This is a genomic window from Burkholderia sp. BCC0405, from assembly GCF_902833075.1.
Classification (GTDB): Bacteria; Pseudomonadota; Gammaproteobacteria; order Burkholderiales; family Burkholderiaceae; genus Burkholderia.
The window spans coordinates 96,845-111,704 of sequence record NZ_CADFEO010000001.1 but is presented as its reverse complement, the minus strand read 5'-3'; the positions used below and the strand labels follow the sequence as shown (position 1 = coordinate 111,704).

The window sequence follows — 14,860 nt, the reverse complement described above, 5'->3', positions numbered from 1 at the left end:
CTCAGTGCAGGTCGCGCCGGCTCTGCGCGGCCTGAATGCGTCCAATGAACGCCTGCATGCTTTCGCCGGGACGTGCTGGCGACACGCCTAGCTCGCGTGCGAGCGCATCGAGTGCCGTGCTGTCGAGCGCGGTGAGCGGCACGCCGTCATGCGCGCCGCCAGCGCGCGAGATGCGCCGCCGGGCCGGCCGCTCACGTCGGCACCAGTTGCGCCACGTCGCGAACCAGTCGCGCTTGCGGGCCTTCGCACCCGCCTCGGCGTGCCAGTAGTCGGCGAAGCTCGCGGCGATCTCGCGCACCTGCGGCGGCGTGAAGCCGCACGTCGTCGCCGCCCATGTCGCCCATTCGGCGGGCAGCGTCCAGCCGTCAGGCAGGCGCGCGCCGCGCGAATCGATTTTTTCGCGCGGCTCTACGCTTAAAGCTGGCGATAACTTTTCTTCTCCAGCAATCAGACAATCAGAGAATCCATCAATCAGAGAATCAGAGATACAAGGGCCAAGTGCGTGTCGCCTTGGTAGCAAGCCCTTGTCACCAAGGTCAGCAGCGCTTGCTACCTTGGTCGCAAGTTTCGCCATCACCTCGTCGGGGACAGGCGGAATTTCGCTGGGTGCTTCGTTGCTGTGCGGTTTCTGGTGCTTGGAAAAGTTGACGACCTGGATGTAGCCCTGCGCACCGACCGCGTAGCGCACGATGAACCCGGTTTGATGCAGCTCGTCCAGCGCGGCGTTCACATCGGCGTCGTCGTAGGGCAGTGCCTTTGCCTTGATGCGGACGGGCCGATCCTCGAGACGCCCTTCACGGTCGGCCAGCATCCACAGAAAAATCCACAGCAGCCTGTGCAGCGGTTGGAGTCGAGCCAAGTCCTCGTTCACCATGACACCGGGCTTGATGTTGCGTGCTCTTGGCATGTTCATTCCTCACTCACCGTTTATTCGCATTGCAGATGGATGGGAAAGATACGACGGTGAGAAATGAATTCAAGGAATTTAATTCAAGACAAGACCCCGAAAAATTCGACCATCTGTTAAAGAGAATTCCGAAATTCGGTTGATTTTTTGGGACGCTCAATATCCCGAATCCCTTGTCGCTATTCGCTTCCCATGACCTCGACCGGGACACGTCGCCCCGGGTGGCCGCCTGTGTCGCGATTAGGTGATTACCCTGAGCAAAAAATTGTTGCAGTGCGAGTTGTGCATCACCTTTTCGCCGGTTCCTGATGCATGAGATGTTACAAATTGCCAATTGCTCTCAGGCTTTATGGGAGGGAGAGACAGCGATTAAAAAAGCTGTCCCTGTTACAAATTAATACACACCCCATTTATTCGTTTGTAACTTGCGCACCGCGTCATAAATACTCTGCATGACCATGCATAAGCGTCCAAACATGGACTCGATCGGCTCAGTGGCTATGATCCAGTCCATCGCGTCGGGCATCGACGCACGTCCCGGTTACGCCTCAGAATTCAAGTCGACCGATATGTCGGCTTGCGATTTTATTTTCGTAAATTCATCGATCGTGGTTGAAAGCGATTGAACCTAGTTAATGGGTAATGATTTGAATATTGCCAATTGATTAATTGGCGAGTGAGCACCTGTGCGTGCCGAAGCTGAATGAATAGCCGACAGGCTGGCGAACGCGCTGCGGGAGGCGGCGCGCCAGGAGGAGCGATGAAGAAAGCAACGATGGCAGGTTCACTGAGCGGCTACGCGCCGCCGACCGGCACAGTGATGGCGGCCGAGCAAGCGAAGGCCGTGACCGAAGTTCAGGCGGCGCTGGTGATCGCGCAGGCGCGTCCGCGCGATCGGAAGCGTGTCGAGGAACGCATTCTTGCCGACTGTGCGCGGCTGTCGTTCGCGGAGGAAGCAACCTTCGAGTATCCGCGCGGAAAGATGCTGGTCACGGGGCCGTCGATCCGGTTGGCCGAGGCGATCGCGAAACGATGGGGAAACATGGAGGCTGGCGTCAAGGAACTATCGCGCGAGAACGGCCAATCCGAAGCGATTTCGTATGCGTGGGACTACGAGTCAAATTATCGCGACGTGCGCACGTTCACGGTGGCGCATTGGCGCGATACGCGCGGCGGCGGTTACGCCGTCACCGACGAGCGGCAAATCTACGAGATGGTCGCGAACGCCGGGGCGCGGCGCAAGCGTGCGTGCATTCTCGCGGTGGTCGATGGTGACATTGTTGACGCGGCCCTGAAGGCGTGCGAGGCCACGTTGCTTGAAAACGTGGTGGTCAACAAAGAGTCGATTAACCACATGCTGGAGCGGTTTGCGGAATTCAACGTGACACCCGAGCAGATCAGAGCCCGCCTGCAATGGCCCATTGATGCGCTCACGCCCAAGATGTTTCTGTCGCTGCGGCGCATTTTTAACTCACTGGCAGACGGGATGTGCGCCCCGTCCGAGTGGTTCGACGTGTCGGCGGAAACACGCGCCGCCAACGTGGCCGGGCGCTCGTCCAGCGGGAAGGCGAGCAAGCGGCCGCAGCCGAAACCGAAGCCTGCGGCCGAGCCTGAACATACGTCCGTCGAGTTGACTGCGGCGGATATCCGGGACGCGCTCAAACACGCGATGACCCGCGCGGCACTGGACGAGGCGGCGGACCTGATTCGCAGCCTGGCTGATGAAGCCGAACGGGACGAGCTTGAGCAGTTCTACAACGTCCGCGTGGCGGACTTTGATGAAGGAGAATGATCGATGGGCTATCTGAACGATACCATCACGGCTCTGGACCAGTTGCTGGAGCACTACGATGCAGGTGAGCAGCGACGGGAATTCGTGCGTTCGGGCTTCTATCTGGGCGTCAAGGCCATGTTTGAAGTGTTCGAGCAAGCCACGACGCTCAATGCGAGCGAGCGCCAAGCGCTGTACGACGGTTGCGAGCACGATTTTCGTCGGTTCCAGCGGGAGGCGGCCGAGAAGATGATGGCGATACTGGAGGTGCGGAAATGATCGCGCCCGCTCGTCACGCCGTGGCCCTCTGGCTCGGCTTGCGAGACGCGAAGCATCCGCTGCGTTTGCGATCCGCGCCGCCTAGGGTCACGCTACGGGAGGCTCGACATGTCCTCGCGTAGCGTCAAACAGCATGAAAAGCTGCGGTGGCCGCCTGCGCCGCTACCGGACGACGACGAGGCCGATCCGACGCTTGAATGGCGGCTAGACTGGAATCAGTGCTGCGAAATATGCGGACATCGACCGTGTACGGTCGCGTTCCGCGATGGCGTTGCCGTGATGGACGCGTCGCGGTGCCTCGACTGCATCATCGGCGACGAGGCGGCGCGCTTTGCAATCGGCGGCCAAGCGTAGGAGGGTGAGAGATGGCTTCAACAACGCAACAAGTCGGTATCGCGCTACTCGATCACGCGGTCGTGACGGCGCACGCTTGGGAGGGATTTACGATCGCGATGCCGGATGGGCGTCGCGTCACGCTGGCCGTGATCGATGATACGGGGCGCGTGCTCGAAAGCGGTCCCGTGCTGGTGAACGAACTGTGGCTGGTCGCCATCATGGCCTACCGGCGCTTTTTGGTCGGAGAAAAGGCCGTGACGGCCTGTTCATCGCCGGAAGGGCTGTTCCTGGATACCCCCGAAGCCTGACATTCAACGGCGCCGCGGCGGCCGGAGCGCCGCGTGTGCCGCATCTTCGACCGTCAGTTGGTCACGGCGTGCACCGCTCTTGCGGTCGATCCACAAAATCCGCACGACGCCGCGCTTCGAGATAAGGCGCAGGCCGATCTGGTCGGGCACGTAGAGACTGACCTCGATGCGGGAAAACGTATCCATGATCAACTGGCGCGCGCGGGTGCGCGCCGTCTCGTCCAGCACTTCGACACCTTCGCGCAGCGCCGCCCAGACCTCGACGGCGGCCGGATGCGAATGGCGATCGAGTGCGCCAATCTCGTGTTCGAGTTCCGCGACCTTACGCTTGTCCGTCGTGAGCTGATTGTCGAGGTCGCGCATATGCGAGAGCAATGAGGCGGGCGCTTCGCCGGAATCCGCCGTCGCGATCGCGTAGAAGCGCTTGATCTGCCCCTCGGTGTCGATGACTGCTTGTCGTGCGAGCGCAAGATTGTCACGCAGCTGTCGGCCCTGACTGTCGCTGTTCTCAAACAGCGAAGCAAGATTCATTTGATCGCTACAGTAGGCCATGAGTGCGCGCTCGATCGGCACAATCGAGCATGACCCTGCGACGCAGCGTACATCGGCGGCTTTCTGCCGGCCGACACATACCAAACGGCGGTGACCGTCTTGCGGCCGGCCGTTTGCCTGCTTGGGGCGACTCATGATGTTCTGATTGACCATTGCCGCGCCGCAGTGTGCGCAAACCGTGATGCCGATACCGGTCAAGATGCTCACGAGGGTGGACTGGCCTGGCCGTCGGCCGCGCTGGCTACGCAGGTGCTGGAGCGAGGCAAACTCCGCGTCGCTCATCAGGGGCGGATAGTAGTCTTTGAGCGTGAACGTGGTGAGCTTGTCGTCAAATTTCACGTCGACAATGCGCTCGCCAACCAGACTACGGTTGCGAAGGGTTGCATGCAGGCGGGAGGTGTTGCCGATTCCCTTGGGCATGGGTATCCCGCGTTCGTGCATCAGCTTGAACGCGGCCAACGGCGCGTGTCCCTCGCAATACAGGCCAATCAGCGCGCGCATGCGCTCGGCTTCGTGCGGGTCCAGTTCGAACGCACGACGGTCCTTGTTGTAGCGCACCCATGACGGATCGTTACCCGCGTTCAATTGGCCGCGCCACGTGCCTTCGGTCCAGCCCACGCACTGGTTGTACAGCGCAGACGCGACGCGCTCGCCCTTACTTGCGCTTTCCTGATGCGCGCGAATCATGGTCGCGAGCGCGAGGAACAGCGGGGACGGATCGTGCTTGAGCCGTTCGCGGCTGTACTCCAAACCGTCGTTCGCGGTCACGATCGTGACGCCTGCGCGCACGATTGCACCGAACTGCTCTTGCGCGTCCATCGGCTCGGCGCGGGAGAGGCGATCGAGCGATTCGACCACAAGCACCGATCCGGGTAGCACGCGCCCGGATTCGATTGCCTTGAGGAACACGCCGAGCGCGCCGCGCTTCACGTGATCGCCTTTGTAGGCACTCAGGCCATGGTCGAACATCGTCAGCGATTCATCGATCACGAAGCCATGTTGGTCGGCCCAATGACGGGCGTAATCCATCTGACGTTGGAGGCTGTCGCCCTTGGCTTGCTTGACGCTGGAGAAGCGGCCATAGACGTACAAGTGGGCGGGGGCAGAAGGTGCGACAGGGCGGGCTTTGACGGCGGCTTTCATGGGTACGGATCGATACGGTCACGGTGAGTCTTGAGTATATACAGAGTATCGGCCGTCGTGCCGAGCAACACGCTGCTGCGCCGCTTCGGTGCGCGCCGCACGTTTGCGCGGATCATGTTCCTGTGGGGCGCGGTGTCGGTCGCGATGATCACCGTCGACAGCGCGAAGCATTTCTACGTGCTGCGCTTCCTGCTCGGCGTATTCGAAGCGGGGTTCTTTCCGGGCGTGGTGTTCTACCTGACGTACTGGTATCCGGCGCGGCGGCGCGCGTCGGTGCTGTCGATCTTCTACGCGGGCGTCGCGGTGGCCGGGATGGTCGGCGGGCTGCTGTCGGGCTGGCTGATGCGCGGGATGTCGGGCGTGCTCGGGTTGCACGGCTGGCAATGGATGTTCGCGATCGAAGGCGCGCCCGCGATCGTGCTCGGCGTGATCGCGTGGTTCTGGCTGTGCGATCGTCCGGAGCACGCGCGCTGGTTGTCCGACGCCGACCGCCAGCGGCTCGCGGCCGACCTGGCCGCCGACCGCGCCGGTGCCGATACGCCGGCGCCGCACTCGCTGCGCCAGGTGCTGGCCGAACCACGCACGTACCTGTTCGCATTCATCTATTTCTCGCTGACCACCGCGCTCCTGATGCTGTTGTTCTGGATGCCGCTGATGATTCGCGAATTCGGCATCCACGATGTCGTGCAGATCAGCCTGTTGTCGGTCGTCCCGAACGCGATCGGCGCGGCCGGCCTGATCGCGATCGCACGGCGCTCCGATCGCAAGCGCGAACGGCGCCGGCACTTCGCGGCATGCGCGTTCGGGGGTGCGGTTGCGCTCGCCTTGCTGACGCTGCACCTGCCGAGCATCGTCGCGATGATGGCGCTGCTGTCGGTCGCGGCGATGCTGATCTTTGCCGCGCATCCGGTGTTCTGGGCCGTGCCGTCCGCGTATTTCTCCGGTGCGGGCGCGGCGGGCGGGATCGCGCTGATCAGCAGCATCGGCGTATCGAGCGGCATGATCACGCCGTGGCTCGTCGGGCTGATCCGCACGCGAACCGGCAGCATGGATCCGGCGATGCTGATGATCGCGGCGCTGCTGGCCGCGTGCGCGGTCGCGATGCTGCTGGGCGTGCGGGCGGTGCCGCGTGAAGGGGCGGTGTGACGCGGGCGGCGACGGTGCGCTTCAGTGGAGGGACAGAAACAGCCCGGGCAGGACGAGCAGGCCATGCAGCACCAGCGCTCCGTAGAGCGTGCCGCCGCGCGCCTGCAGGTCGATCGACAGGCAGGCGACGGCTGCGACGACCCCGATGGCCGATAGGCCCGCCGCCCAGAAGAGCGCGGTGATGAGCACGCGCACGCCGGTGTACGGATCGTCCAGCGAACTGGCGAACACATAGCCGATCAGAAGCGCCAGCAGCTCGATGAGCGCGACGACGAGAAGACCTGACGCGATTCGCGCGGTGCGTTCGGCATTGTCCATGGCAAGTCGGAGTGGGTAGGGGCGGGGGCGCTAGCCTACACGATCGGTCCCGAATCGGTCGCGCAACGGGGGCGGCAGGACGCCAGGCGAGGAGCGAGCGTCACCTGGCCGAAACCTACGCCCGATACACCTCGATCCGGTTGCGGCCGCGCTCCTTCGCGAGATAGAGCGCCTTGTCGGCGCGCGACAGCGGCTGGTATGCGCCGAAATCCGACGCCCGCATCGCGTCGATGCCGATGCTGACGGTCAGCGTGACCTGCTGATCCTCGTGCGTGAGCCGCGCCTGCCTCGCGCGTTGCTGCACGCGCTGCGCGAATGCCAGCGCGCGGTCGAGATCCGCGCCCGGCAGCACGATCGCGAATTCCTCGCCGCCGACCCGCCCGACGATGCCGTCCGGCCCGGTTTCCGCGAGCAGCAGCCGCGCAAAATGCCGCAGCGCGCGGTCGCCGACCGGGTGGCCCCAGCGATCGTTCAGCGCCTTGAAGTGATCGAGATCGAGCATCAGCACCGCGGCGGCCTGGCCGGTCGTGCGCACGGCGCGCAGCGCGGCTTCGCTTTGCCGCATGAATGCATGGCGGTTCGACAACTGCGTCAGGTGGTCGGTGGTCGCCATCCGGTGCAGTTCGGCCTCGATGTGCTTGCGGTCGGTCGCGTCGGTGATGAAGCCGTGCCACACGGTGCCGCCATCGGCCGTGCGCTGCGGGCGCGCGTCGCCTTCGCGCCAGCGCAGGCCCTGGCCGGGCAGCAGCACGCGATATTCTAGGCGCCACGGCGTCAGTCGCACCGACGAATCGTGCAGCGACTGCCGATAGGCGACCAGGTCGGCCGGATGGATGCGCGTCTCGACCGCCTCGGCGCTGCGGGCGATCTGCTCGGGCGTCAGTTCGTAGATGTCGCGGACACCCGCGCTCGCGTAGGAAAAGAAGCGGCGCCCGTCGGGCGCCTGCCGCAGCTGGAACACCAGCCCGGGAACCTGGTCGGTGAGATCCGTGACGAGCGCGGCCGAGTCGCGCAATCGCACGGCGAGCTCGCGCAGCGCGGTGATGTCCGTGGTCGTCCCGACCATCCGGAGCGCGCGGCCGTTGCCGTCGCGGGCAATCACCTTGCCGCGGCTGCAGATCCATTTGTACGAGCCGTCCTTGCAGCGGATGCGGTGCTCGACCGCATAGTAGTCGGTGCGCTGCTCGAAGTGCGCGAGCATCGCGGCCTTCACGTCGGCGGCGTCGTCCGGATGCAGCCGTTCGTACGCGTCCTCGATCCGGGTGCTGAGCTCGTGCGGCGCGTAGCCGAGCATGGCCTTCCAGGCCGGCGAGTAATGGATCTCGCCGGTTCCCACGTTGCGATCCCACACGCCGGTGCCGCTTTCGGTCAGCGCGAGCGTGGTCAGCGCGCTGTGTTCCTCGACGATGCCGAGCCGTTCGCGCAACGCGGTTGCTTCGGTCGCGCGGGCAAGCGTGCCGGCGGCGAGCGTGGCGAGATCGCACAGCAGCGCGTATTGCGTGGCGTCGAGCGCCGGGCGTTTGTCGTCAACGACGCACAGCGTGCCCAGGGTCACGCCATCGGGTGCGGCCAGCTTGCAGGCCGCGACGATCCGCAGCGCAAGAGGCGAGCCTTCGTTGCGTTGCCCGGTGGCGTTCGCGCCGTGCAGGGCGAACCGGGTCTCGGCAGCGGGGGGCGGCCCGGCTTGGGGCGGCAAGCCGTCGGCGGGAAGTGAATCGGGAAGCCCGTCGGGCAGTTCGCCGTCGACGGCCAGCACGCGCTGCGCACCGGCGTCGGCGCGCGCGATGAACGCGCCGGCGGCGCTGAAATGCGCACGCGCGACACGGCAGACGGTGTCGAGTTCCGGCAGGGGTGGGAGCGTGGGCTGACGGTTGGCCGAACCGCGTGCGGAGGCCGGCGCGTCACCCGTCTCGGTGATGAACATACGGACCCGCATGGTCGAATTCCGCAACGGACGATGGCCCTCGTGATCGGACGAATACCGGTCGAACGAGGTCGCTTGGGGACTGCAGTCGCAGAGCTTACTGTTGCGCGGAATACGTGGCAAGCGAACCGGAATCGTCTGTCTTTTTGCGATATTTGTGCAGGCCAGGAAAGAATCCGATGCGTGTTTCCGCAGACGAATCCCCCGGTCGGCACATGCCCGGAAACGGGCCACGGAACCTCGGATGATGACGGACGATTCGCCACGCATCACCGTGTTCCGCGGCACGTCCCGGGGTTCGACGCGCTCGTTGCTTATGACCTGCGGGATGCCGCGTGCTCAGCTTGCGGTCGCGTAGCGCGGCGCGGGCGTGTCGGCCGACAGGTGCGGCGCCATCGTGCGGCGCGCGGCCTCGTACGCGGCCCATTCGTCGCCCGCGTGCAGCGACGGGATCGTCACGAGTTCGCCGCGATCGAAACCGACCAGCGCCGCATCGACCATGTCCGGCGCCGGCATCACGATTTCCTTCGGCAGATGTTCGAGCGGCAGGCCGCCCGTCTGCCAGAAATCGGTGGCGGTCGCGCCGGGCAGCACGGCCTGCACCTGCACGCCCTTGCCGGCGAGCTCGTGATGCAGCGACTGGCTGAACGCGAGCACGAACGCCTTGCTGCCGCCGTACACGCCGTTCAGCGTTTCCGGCGAGATCGCGACGATCGACGACATGTTGATCACCGCGCCGTGGCCGCGGGCGACGAAGCCGGGCACCGCCGCATAGGTGAGGCGCGTGAGCGCGGTCACGTTGAGGTCGATCATTCGCGTCATCGCGTCGACGTCGCTGTCGAGCAGCGGCGCGTGCGTGCCGACGCCCGCGTTGTTCACGAGCAGCGTGATGCTCGCATCCTGTTTCAGCTTCGCTTCGACGGCGGCGAGTGCGGCGCGGTCGTTGAGGTCGGCGTCGATGATCTCGACGCCGCGCCGCGTGTCGTTCGTGATGCGCTCGGCGAGGGCGGCCAGCCGCTCACGGCTGCGCGCGACCAGGATCAGGTCGTAGCCGCGGCGCGCGAGGCGGTCCGCGTAGATGGCGCCGATGCCCGACGAGGCGCCAGTAATGAGGGCGGTACCGCGATGTGCTTGCGTCATGATGTGCTCCGTTTCGATGGGAATGGCCGGATGGCGTGAAGCCATTCTGGCCGCGAATCGCTGCGACACAAATGACGTAGATGGGTATGATTCAGGACATCGGGCCGACCCACGCGCCCGGGACGGGAGAACGCACATGCACCGCATCGGCTTCTTGATCAGCGACGGCTTCCAGATCATGGCGCTCGCCGCGCAATCGGTGTTCGAGTACGCGAACATGGGCATGAGCGAGCCGTTCTACGCGATGGACAACTATTCGGTCGACGGCGGCGACGTGCGTTCGTCGCTCGGGCTGCCGGTTGCCACGCGCGCGCTGCACGGGCGGATCGCCGTCGATACGTGGATCGTCGCGGGCGTCAACGATCCGATCGCTTCGCCGGCGCCGGCCGGTGTCGTCGCGTTCCTGCGCCGCGCCAACGTACGCGCGCAGCGGATCGCCGGCATCTGCACGGGCGCGTTCGTGCTGGCCGAGGCCGGGCTGCTCGCGCAGCGCCGCGCGACGACGCACTGGGCGTTCGGCCGCGACATGCGGCGGTGCTATCCGGAGATACGCGTCGAGGAAGACCGGATCTACATCGTCGACGGCCCGATCTGGACGTCGGCCGGGATGACGGCCGGCCTCGACCTCGCGCTTGCAATGGTGGAAAAGGATCTCGGCGCCGATGCCGCCCGATCGGTCGCGCACAAGCTCGTGATGCACCAGCGGCGGGCCGGCGGCCAGTCGCAGCATTCGGAAATGCTGAAGCTCGCGCCGAAATCCGACCGGATCCAGAACGCGCTGAACTACGCGCGGCAGCATCTCGGCCGCGCGCTGACGGTCGAGGATCTCGCCGAAGCCGTGCACCTGAGCCCGCGCCAGTTCAGCCGCGTGTTCACGCTCGAAACGGGGCAGTCGCCCGCGAAGGCGATCGAGCGGCTGCGGCTGGAGAATGCGCGGCTGATGATCGAGCAGAGCCGCCACCCGCTCGACGTGATTGCGAAGGAAAACGGCTTTCGCGACCGCCGGCACATGCGCGAGGCGTTCGTGCGCGGGTTCGGCGTACCGCCGCAGGCGATACGGCGCGAGGCGCGGGCGGGCGAGCGGGAAACGGCCTGAACCGTCATCGGCATCCGCCGGTTCTTCCTGTCCGGGCGACGATCAAGGCGGCGAGCGGCGCGTTCGATCGCCGCTGCCGTCGGGCATTCAACGCGTGACGAACGGTGCGGCGGCGTCCGGCGCCGTGCGCGCATGCTTGCGCTGGCGCAGCAGCGCGACGCGGCAGTTCTCGCGCGCGGTCTCGCGGCCGTCATCGTCGAGCAGCACGAGATCGCCGCGCATCACGTTGAGCGTGATCACGTCCTCGCCCGGCGCGCCGAGCGTTTCCGGCGTGTGCACCGAGCCGGCCGGTTCGAGCACCGTCGAGCCGGCGTGCGCCACCCAGTCGTATTCGCGGTAGCGCCACGCACCCTGCAGCGTATGGACGAACACCTCGCCGTCGTGACGGTGGCGCGGTAGCGTGCCGCCGGCCGGCATCTTCAGCAGTGCGGTCAGTGTGTCCTCGGCCGCATTGATGTGCAGGTACTTGATCGCCAGCCCCGGCAGGTCGGCGCTCATCGGCAGCCACGGCAGCGCGTCGCCGGGCAGGCACGAAATCGGCGGCAGGTCGGTGGAGAGCGGGGCGGGCGGCTGCGTCATGGCGGGAGGCGGAGCGGAAATGGGGAGCCCGCATTATCGCAGAGCCGGCTCGTGCGGCCGAACGGGACACTTTGCATCGGCTTGAGCGCATGCGACGAGGCGATCCTTACAGTCTGAAATACACAGCTAAACTGTACAGTTTTTCTGTATATCGGCTATCCTGAATGCATGAACACGCCATTGCCTCCCTCCGAAGCGCTCCCGCTGGCCGGCCTTGCCGGCGAACTCCGCATCTCGGTCGGCAAGCTGATGCGGCGGATGCGGGAGCAGATCCACCCGAACGATCTCACGTCATCGCAGAAGTCGGTGCTGTTGCGGCTCGACCGCGACGGCCCCGCGACCGTGTCGGCGCTCGCGCGCGCCGAGAGCGTGCGGCCGCAGTCGATGCGCGTGACGGTCGCGACGCTCGAGACGCTGGGCGCCGTCAGCGGCGAGCCCGATCCCACCGACGGCCGGCAGACGCTGATCGCGCTCACGCCCGGTTTCCGCAAGGTGCTGCAAGCCAACCGCGCGGCCAAGGACGACTGGCTGTTCCGCGCGCTGCACGCGCAACTGTCGGAGGCAGAGCAGGCCGAGCTCGCGTCGGCCGTGAAGCTGCTGCAGCGGCTCGCCGAATTCCAGGAACCGCCGCGTTCGTAAACCGCCTCGCCCCGCTCGCAGAAAGGACAACCCAATCATGAACCTCCCGCATCTCGTGTCGTATTGCTTCGGCGGCGCGTTTCTCGCGAATGGGGTGCCGCACCTCGTCAGCGGGTTGCGCGGCGAGCCATTCCAGACCCCGTTCGCGAATCCGCCCGGGCGCGGTTTGTCGTCGTCCACCGTGAATGTCGTGTGGGCCGTCGCGAACCTCGTGATGGCGTATGGGCTGGTGTGCCGGGTCGGCGATTTCGACCTCCGGGTCACGGCCGACGCGGCGGCGTTCGGCCTCGGCATCCTCCTGCTCGGCCTGTTCCTCGCGCGGCGCTTCGGCGAGCTGCACGGCGGCAACGAGCCCGACAGGGAGCGGCCATGAGCGTGCCGGCGGCGGGCGTGTTCCGCTCGCTTCGCGGCTTCAACTATCGCGTGTGGGCGATCGGCGCGCTGGTGTCGAACATCGGCACGTGGATCCAGCGCACCGCGCAGGACTGGCTCGTCCTCACGCAGCTCACGCATCACGACGCGTCGGCCGTCGGCATCGTGATGTCGCTGCAGTTCGGCCCGCAGCTTCTGCTGCTGCCGTGGACGGGGTACGCGGCCGACCGTTTCGACCAGCGCAAGCTGCTGATGGCGACGCAGGCGCTGATGGGCGGCCTCGCGCTCTTGCTGGGGCTGCTGACGGTGACCGGCGTCGCGCAGCTGTGGCACGTGTATCTGTTCGCGTTCCTGTTCGGCTGCGCGTCGGCGTTCGATGCGCCGGTGCGGCAGACCTTCGTCGCGGAACTGGTCGCCGACCGGGAGCTGGCGAACGCCGTCGCGCTCAATTCGACGTCGTTCAACGCGGCGCGGATGATCGGGCCGGCGGCGGCCGGCTTCATCATCGCGTCGATCGGCACCGGCTGGGCGTTCCTGCTCAACGGGCTCAGCTTCGTCGCGGTGCTGGCGTCGCTGTCGATGCTGCGTGCCGACGAGCTGCGCGCGCACGCGCGGGCCGGCCGCACGCGCGGCAGCCTGCTCGACGGGTTCCGTTACGTGTGGCAGCGCCCGGACCTGAAGGCGATCCTCGTGATGCTGTTCCTGATCGGCACGTTCGGGCTCAATTTCCAGCTGTTCATCTCGACGATGGCGGCCAGCGTGTTTCACGTCGACGCACGCGGCTTCGGCGTGCTGTCGTCGATGATGGCCGTCGGCACGATTACCGGTGCGCTGCTCGCGGCGCGCCGGGACCGGCCGCGCTTCCGGCATCTGTGGATCGGCGCGGCGCTGTTCGGGCTCGGCTGCATGCTGGCGGCGCTGGCGCCGGGCTACTGGCTGTTCGGCGCCGCGCTCGTGCTGACCGGGGTCGCCGCGATCACCTTCATGAACTCGACCAACAGCCTGATGCAGCTGTCGACCGAGCCGGCGATGCGCGGCCGCGTGATGGCGCTGCGTCTCGCCGTGGCGCTCGGCGGCACGCCGATCGGCGCGCCGGTGGCCGGCTGGGTCGCGAACCACCTCGGTCCTCGCTGGGCGCTCGGGGTCGGCGCGATGTCGGGTTTTGCCGCGGCGCTCGTCGCGACGCATTTTCTGAAGCGCATGCGCGCGCAGGACGGTGCGGGCGATGGTGTTTGATCGACTGTGAAACGGGCGTAGGTTGTTCAGTTGTTCGGCCGGACAGCGCTCGGTCGTTCGACATTCGGCCGATCGGCATTCGGACGTTCGGCACCCGGTTGCTCAGCGCTCAGCCGTTCAGCACCCAGCCGCCCAGCCACGCCAACGATCACGCCCCCGGCCGATCTGCCGCATGCGCAGCTTCGAGACACGACTGAAACAGCAGCGCGGCCCGCGACGGCCGCGGCGAGCGGCGCAGCAGGCTCACGAACCGGCACCGGTAGTTGAATCGGTGCGGCGCGATCGGCTGCATCAGCCCCTTGGTTTCGAAACTTTCCGCGTAGTGGTCGGGCAGGAAGCCGAGATAACGGCCGGACAGGATCAGCGTCGCGATCGACTCCTGGTCCGACGCGGTCGCGCTCCGTGTGAGCTTCGCGCGATGGCTCAGCTCCATGTTCGGCGAATGGAAGCCGAGCCCCGCGAACGCGTGGTTACGGATCGTCGTCCACGTGAGCTTGCCGTGCGGCGCATCGTAAAGCGGATGCTGGCGGCCGCAATAGAGCAGCATCCGTTCGTCGAACAGCTCCGAATACACGAGGCTGCCCGAATTGCGGTGCGCGGGAATGATCCCGACCTGATAGCTGCCGTCGATGATCCCGCGCTCGACCTCGTTGATCGACGCGACATGCAGGTTCAGCGCGACATCGGGGGCCTCGTCCGTGAACTGGCGGATCGCGTCGCCGAGCCGCGCGTTCGCGTTGGTGGCCGTCTTGTCGAACACCGCGACGTGCAGTTCTCCGCCCATCCGCTCGTGAATACCGTCTATCCTGCTGCGAAAGGCCTCCATCGATGCGAGCAGCCGCAGCGTCTCCTCGTACACCGTCTGTCCCTCGGGCGTCAGCGTGAAGCCCGCTCGGCCGCGCCGGCACAGCACAAGGCCGACGCGCGTTTCCAGATCCTTCACGTGCCGGCTGATCGTCGAGATGCCGATATTCAGTTCCAGTTCGGCCGCCGCCATCCCGCCGCACTGCACGACGCCCTTGAAGACCCGCAGCAGGCGGAGATCCATGTCGCTGAGCTGCCCGAGCAGCGCGCGGCTCTTCGGTTTCTTTGCTTGCATAGTTGCGCAAGTGAA

Annotated in this window: 15 protein-coding genes; 8 read left to right on the top strand and 7 right to left on the bottom strand. The window is 65.9% G+C overall.

Annotation, left to right across the window (positions count from 1 at the left end; all coding sequences use genetic code 11):
* Window position 1: 1 nt before the first annotated feature.
* On the bottom strand, window positions 2-907 hold the full coding sequence (locus HWX36_RS00520; RefSeq protein WP_175950258.1) for a hypothetical protein: 906 nt from the start codon (window positions 905-907) through the stop codon (window positions 2-4).
* Between the two features lie 760 nt (window positions 908-1,667).
* On the opposite strand from HWX36_RS00520, the gene HWX36_RS00515 reads away from it, so the two are divergent.
* The 3 genes from HWX36_RS00515 to HWX36_RS00500 all read left to right on the top strand — a co-directional run bounded on the left by HWX36_RS00515 (window position 1,668) and on the right by HWX36_RS00500 (window position 3,601).
* Complete coding sequence (locus tag HWX36_RS00515) at window positions 1,668-2,699, top strand: hypothetical protein (RefSeq protein WP_175950348.1); 1,032 nt, start codon at window positions 1,668-1,670, stop codon at window positions 2,697-2,699.
* Window positions 2,700-2,702: 3 nt separating this feature from the next.
* The gene (locus tag HWX36_RS00510) at window positions 2,703-2,957 is read left to right on the top strand and encodes a hypothetical protein (RefSeq protein WP_175950347.1); all 255 of its coding nucleotides are present in this window, start codon (window positions 2,703-2,705) and stop codon (window positions 2,955-2,957) included.
* 365 nt (window positions 2,958-3,322) lie between these two features.
* On the top strand, window positions 3,323-3,601 hold the full coding sequence (locus tag HWX36_RS00500) for a hypothetical protein (protein ID WP_175950345.1): 279 nt from the start codon (window positions 3,323-3,325) through the stop codon (window positions 3,599-3,601).
* A 3-nt stretch (window positions 3,602-3,604) separates the two neighbouring features.
* On the opposite strand, the gene HWX36_RS00495 is transcribed toward HWX36_RS00500, so the two are convergent.
* A complete protein-coding gene (locus tag HWX36_RS00495) occupies window positions 3,605-5,296 on the bottom strand; it encodes a recombinase family protein (protein ID WP_175950344.1) in 1,692 nt (563 codons plus the stop codon).
* Between the two features lie 30 nt (window positions 5,297-5,326).
* Here HWX36_RS00495 and HWX36_RS00490 point away from each other — a divergent pair, with 30 nt between their 5' ends.
* A complete protein-coding gene (locus tag HWX36_RS00490; RefSeq protein WP_244136268.1) occupies window positions 5,327-6,442 on the top strand; it encodes an MFS transporter in 1,116 nt (371 codons plus the stop codon).
* A gap of 21 nt (window positions 6,443-6,463) precedes the next feature.
* On the opposite strand, the gene HWX36_RS00485 is transcribed toward HWX36_RS00490, so the two are convergent.
* The 3 genes from HWX36_RS00485 to HWX36_RS00475 form a co-directional block, all read right to left on the bottom strand.
* Entirely contained in the window at window positions 6,464-6,760 is a 297-nt protein-coding gene (locus HWX36_RS00485) for a hypothetical protein (RefSeq protein ID WP_175950343.1), read from the bottom strand.
* 115 nt (window positions 6,761-6,875) lie between these two features.
* Window positions 6,876-8,696, bottom strand: coding sequence for a sensor domain-containing diguanylate cyclase (locus HWX36_RS00480; RefSeq protein WP_244136267.1), 1,821 nt, complete (start codon window positions 8,694-8,696; stop codon window positions 6,876-6,878).
* Window positions 8,697-9,023: 327 nt separating this feature from the next.
* Entirely contained in the window at window positions 9,024-9,824 is an 801-nt protein-coding gene (locus HWX36_RS00475) for an SDR family oxidoreductase (RefSeq protein WP_175950342.1), read from the bottom strand.
* A gap of 136 nt (window positions 9,825-9,960) precedes the next feature.
* Between HWX36_RS00475 and HWX36_RS00470 the strand changes: the two genes are divergently transcribed.
* Window positions 9,961-10,920 carry a GlxA family transcriptional regulator gene (locus tag HWX36_RS00470; protein ID WP_175950341.1) on the top strand — a complete coding sequence of 320 codons (960 nt, stop codon included), beginning with the start codon at window positions 9,961-9,963 and terminating at the stop codon, window positions 10,918-10,920.
* 87 nt (window positions 10,921-11,007) lie between these two features.
* On the opposite strand, the gene HWX36_RS00465 is transcribed toward HWX36_RS00470, so the two are convergent.
* Window positions 11,008-11,499 carry a 2,4'-dihydroxyacetophenone dioxygenase family protein gene (locus HWX36_RS00465; protein WP_175950340.1) on the bottom strand — a complete coding sequence of 164 codons (492 nt, stop codon included), beginning with the start codon at window positions 11,497-11,499 and terminating at the stop codon, window positions 11,008-11,010.
* A 168-nt stretch (window positions 11,500-11,667) separates the two neighbouring features.
* Between HWX36_RS00465 and HWX36_RS00460 the strand changes: the two genes are divergently transcribed.
* Genes HWX36_RS00460 through HWX36_RS00450 form a run of 3 tightly spaced genes read left to right on the top strand, consistent with a single transcriptional unit; the run spans window position 11,668 to window position 13,746 of the window.
* Window positions 11,668-12,138, top strand: coding sequence for a MarR family transcriptional regulator (locus HWX36_RS00460; RefSeq protein ID WP_175950339.1), 471 nt, complete (start codon window positions 11,668-11,670; stop codon window positions 12,136-12,138).
* A 37-nt stretch (window positions 12,139-12,175) separates the two neighbouring features.
* A complete protein-coding gene (locus HWX36_RS00455) occupies window positions 12,176-12,511 on the top strand; it encodes a hypothetical protein (protein WP_175950338.1) in 336 nt (111 codons plus the stop codon).
* Window positions 12,508-13,746, top strand: a complete 1,239-nt coding sequence (locus HWX36_RS00450; RefSeq protein WP_175950337.1) for an MFS transporter — start codon at window positions 12,508-12,510, stop codon at window positions 13,744-13,746. Before HWX36_RS00455 ends, HWX36_RS00450 begins: the two co-directional genes overlap by 4 nt.
* A gap of 148 nt (window positions 13,747-13,894) precedes the next feature.
* Here HWX36_RS00450 and HWX36_RS00445 read toward each other — a convergent pair whose 3' ends face one another.
* Window positions 13,895-14,845 carry a LysR family transcriptional regulator gene (locus HWX36_RS00445; RefSeq protein WP_175950336.1) on the bottom strand — a complete coding sequence of 317 codons (951 nt, stop codon included), beginning with the start codon at window positions 14,843-14,845 and terminating at the stop codon, window positions 13,895-13,897.
* Window positions 14,846-14,860: the final 15 nt, after the last annotated feature.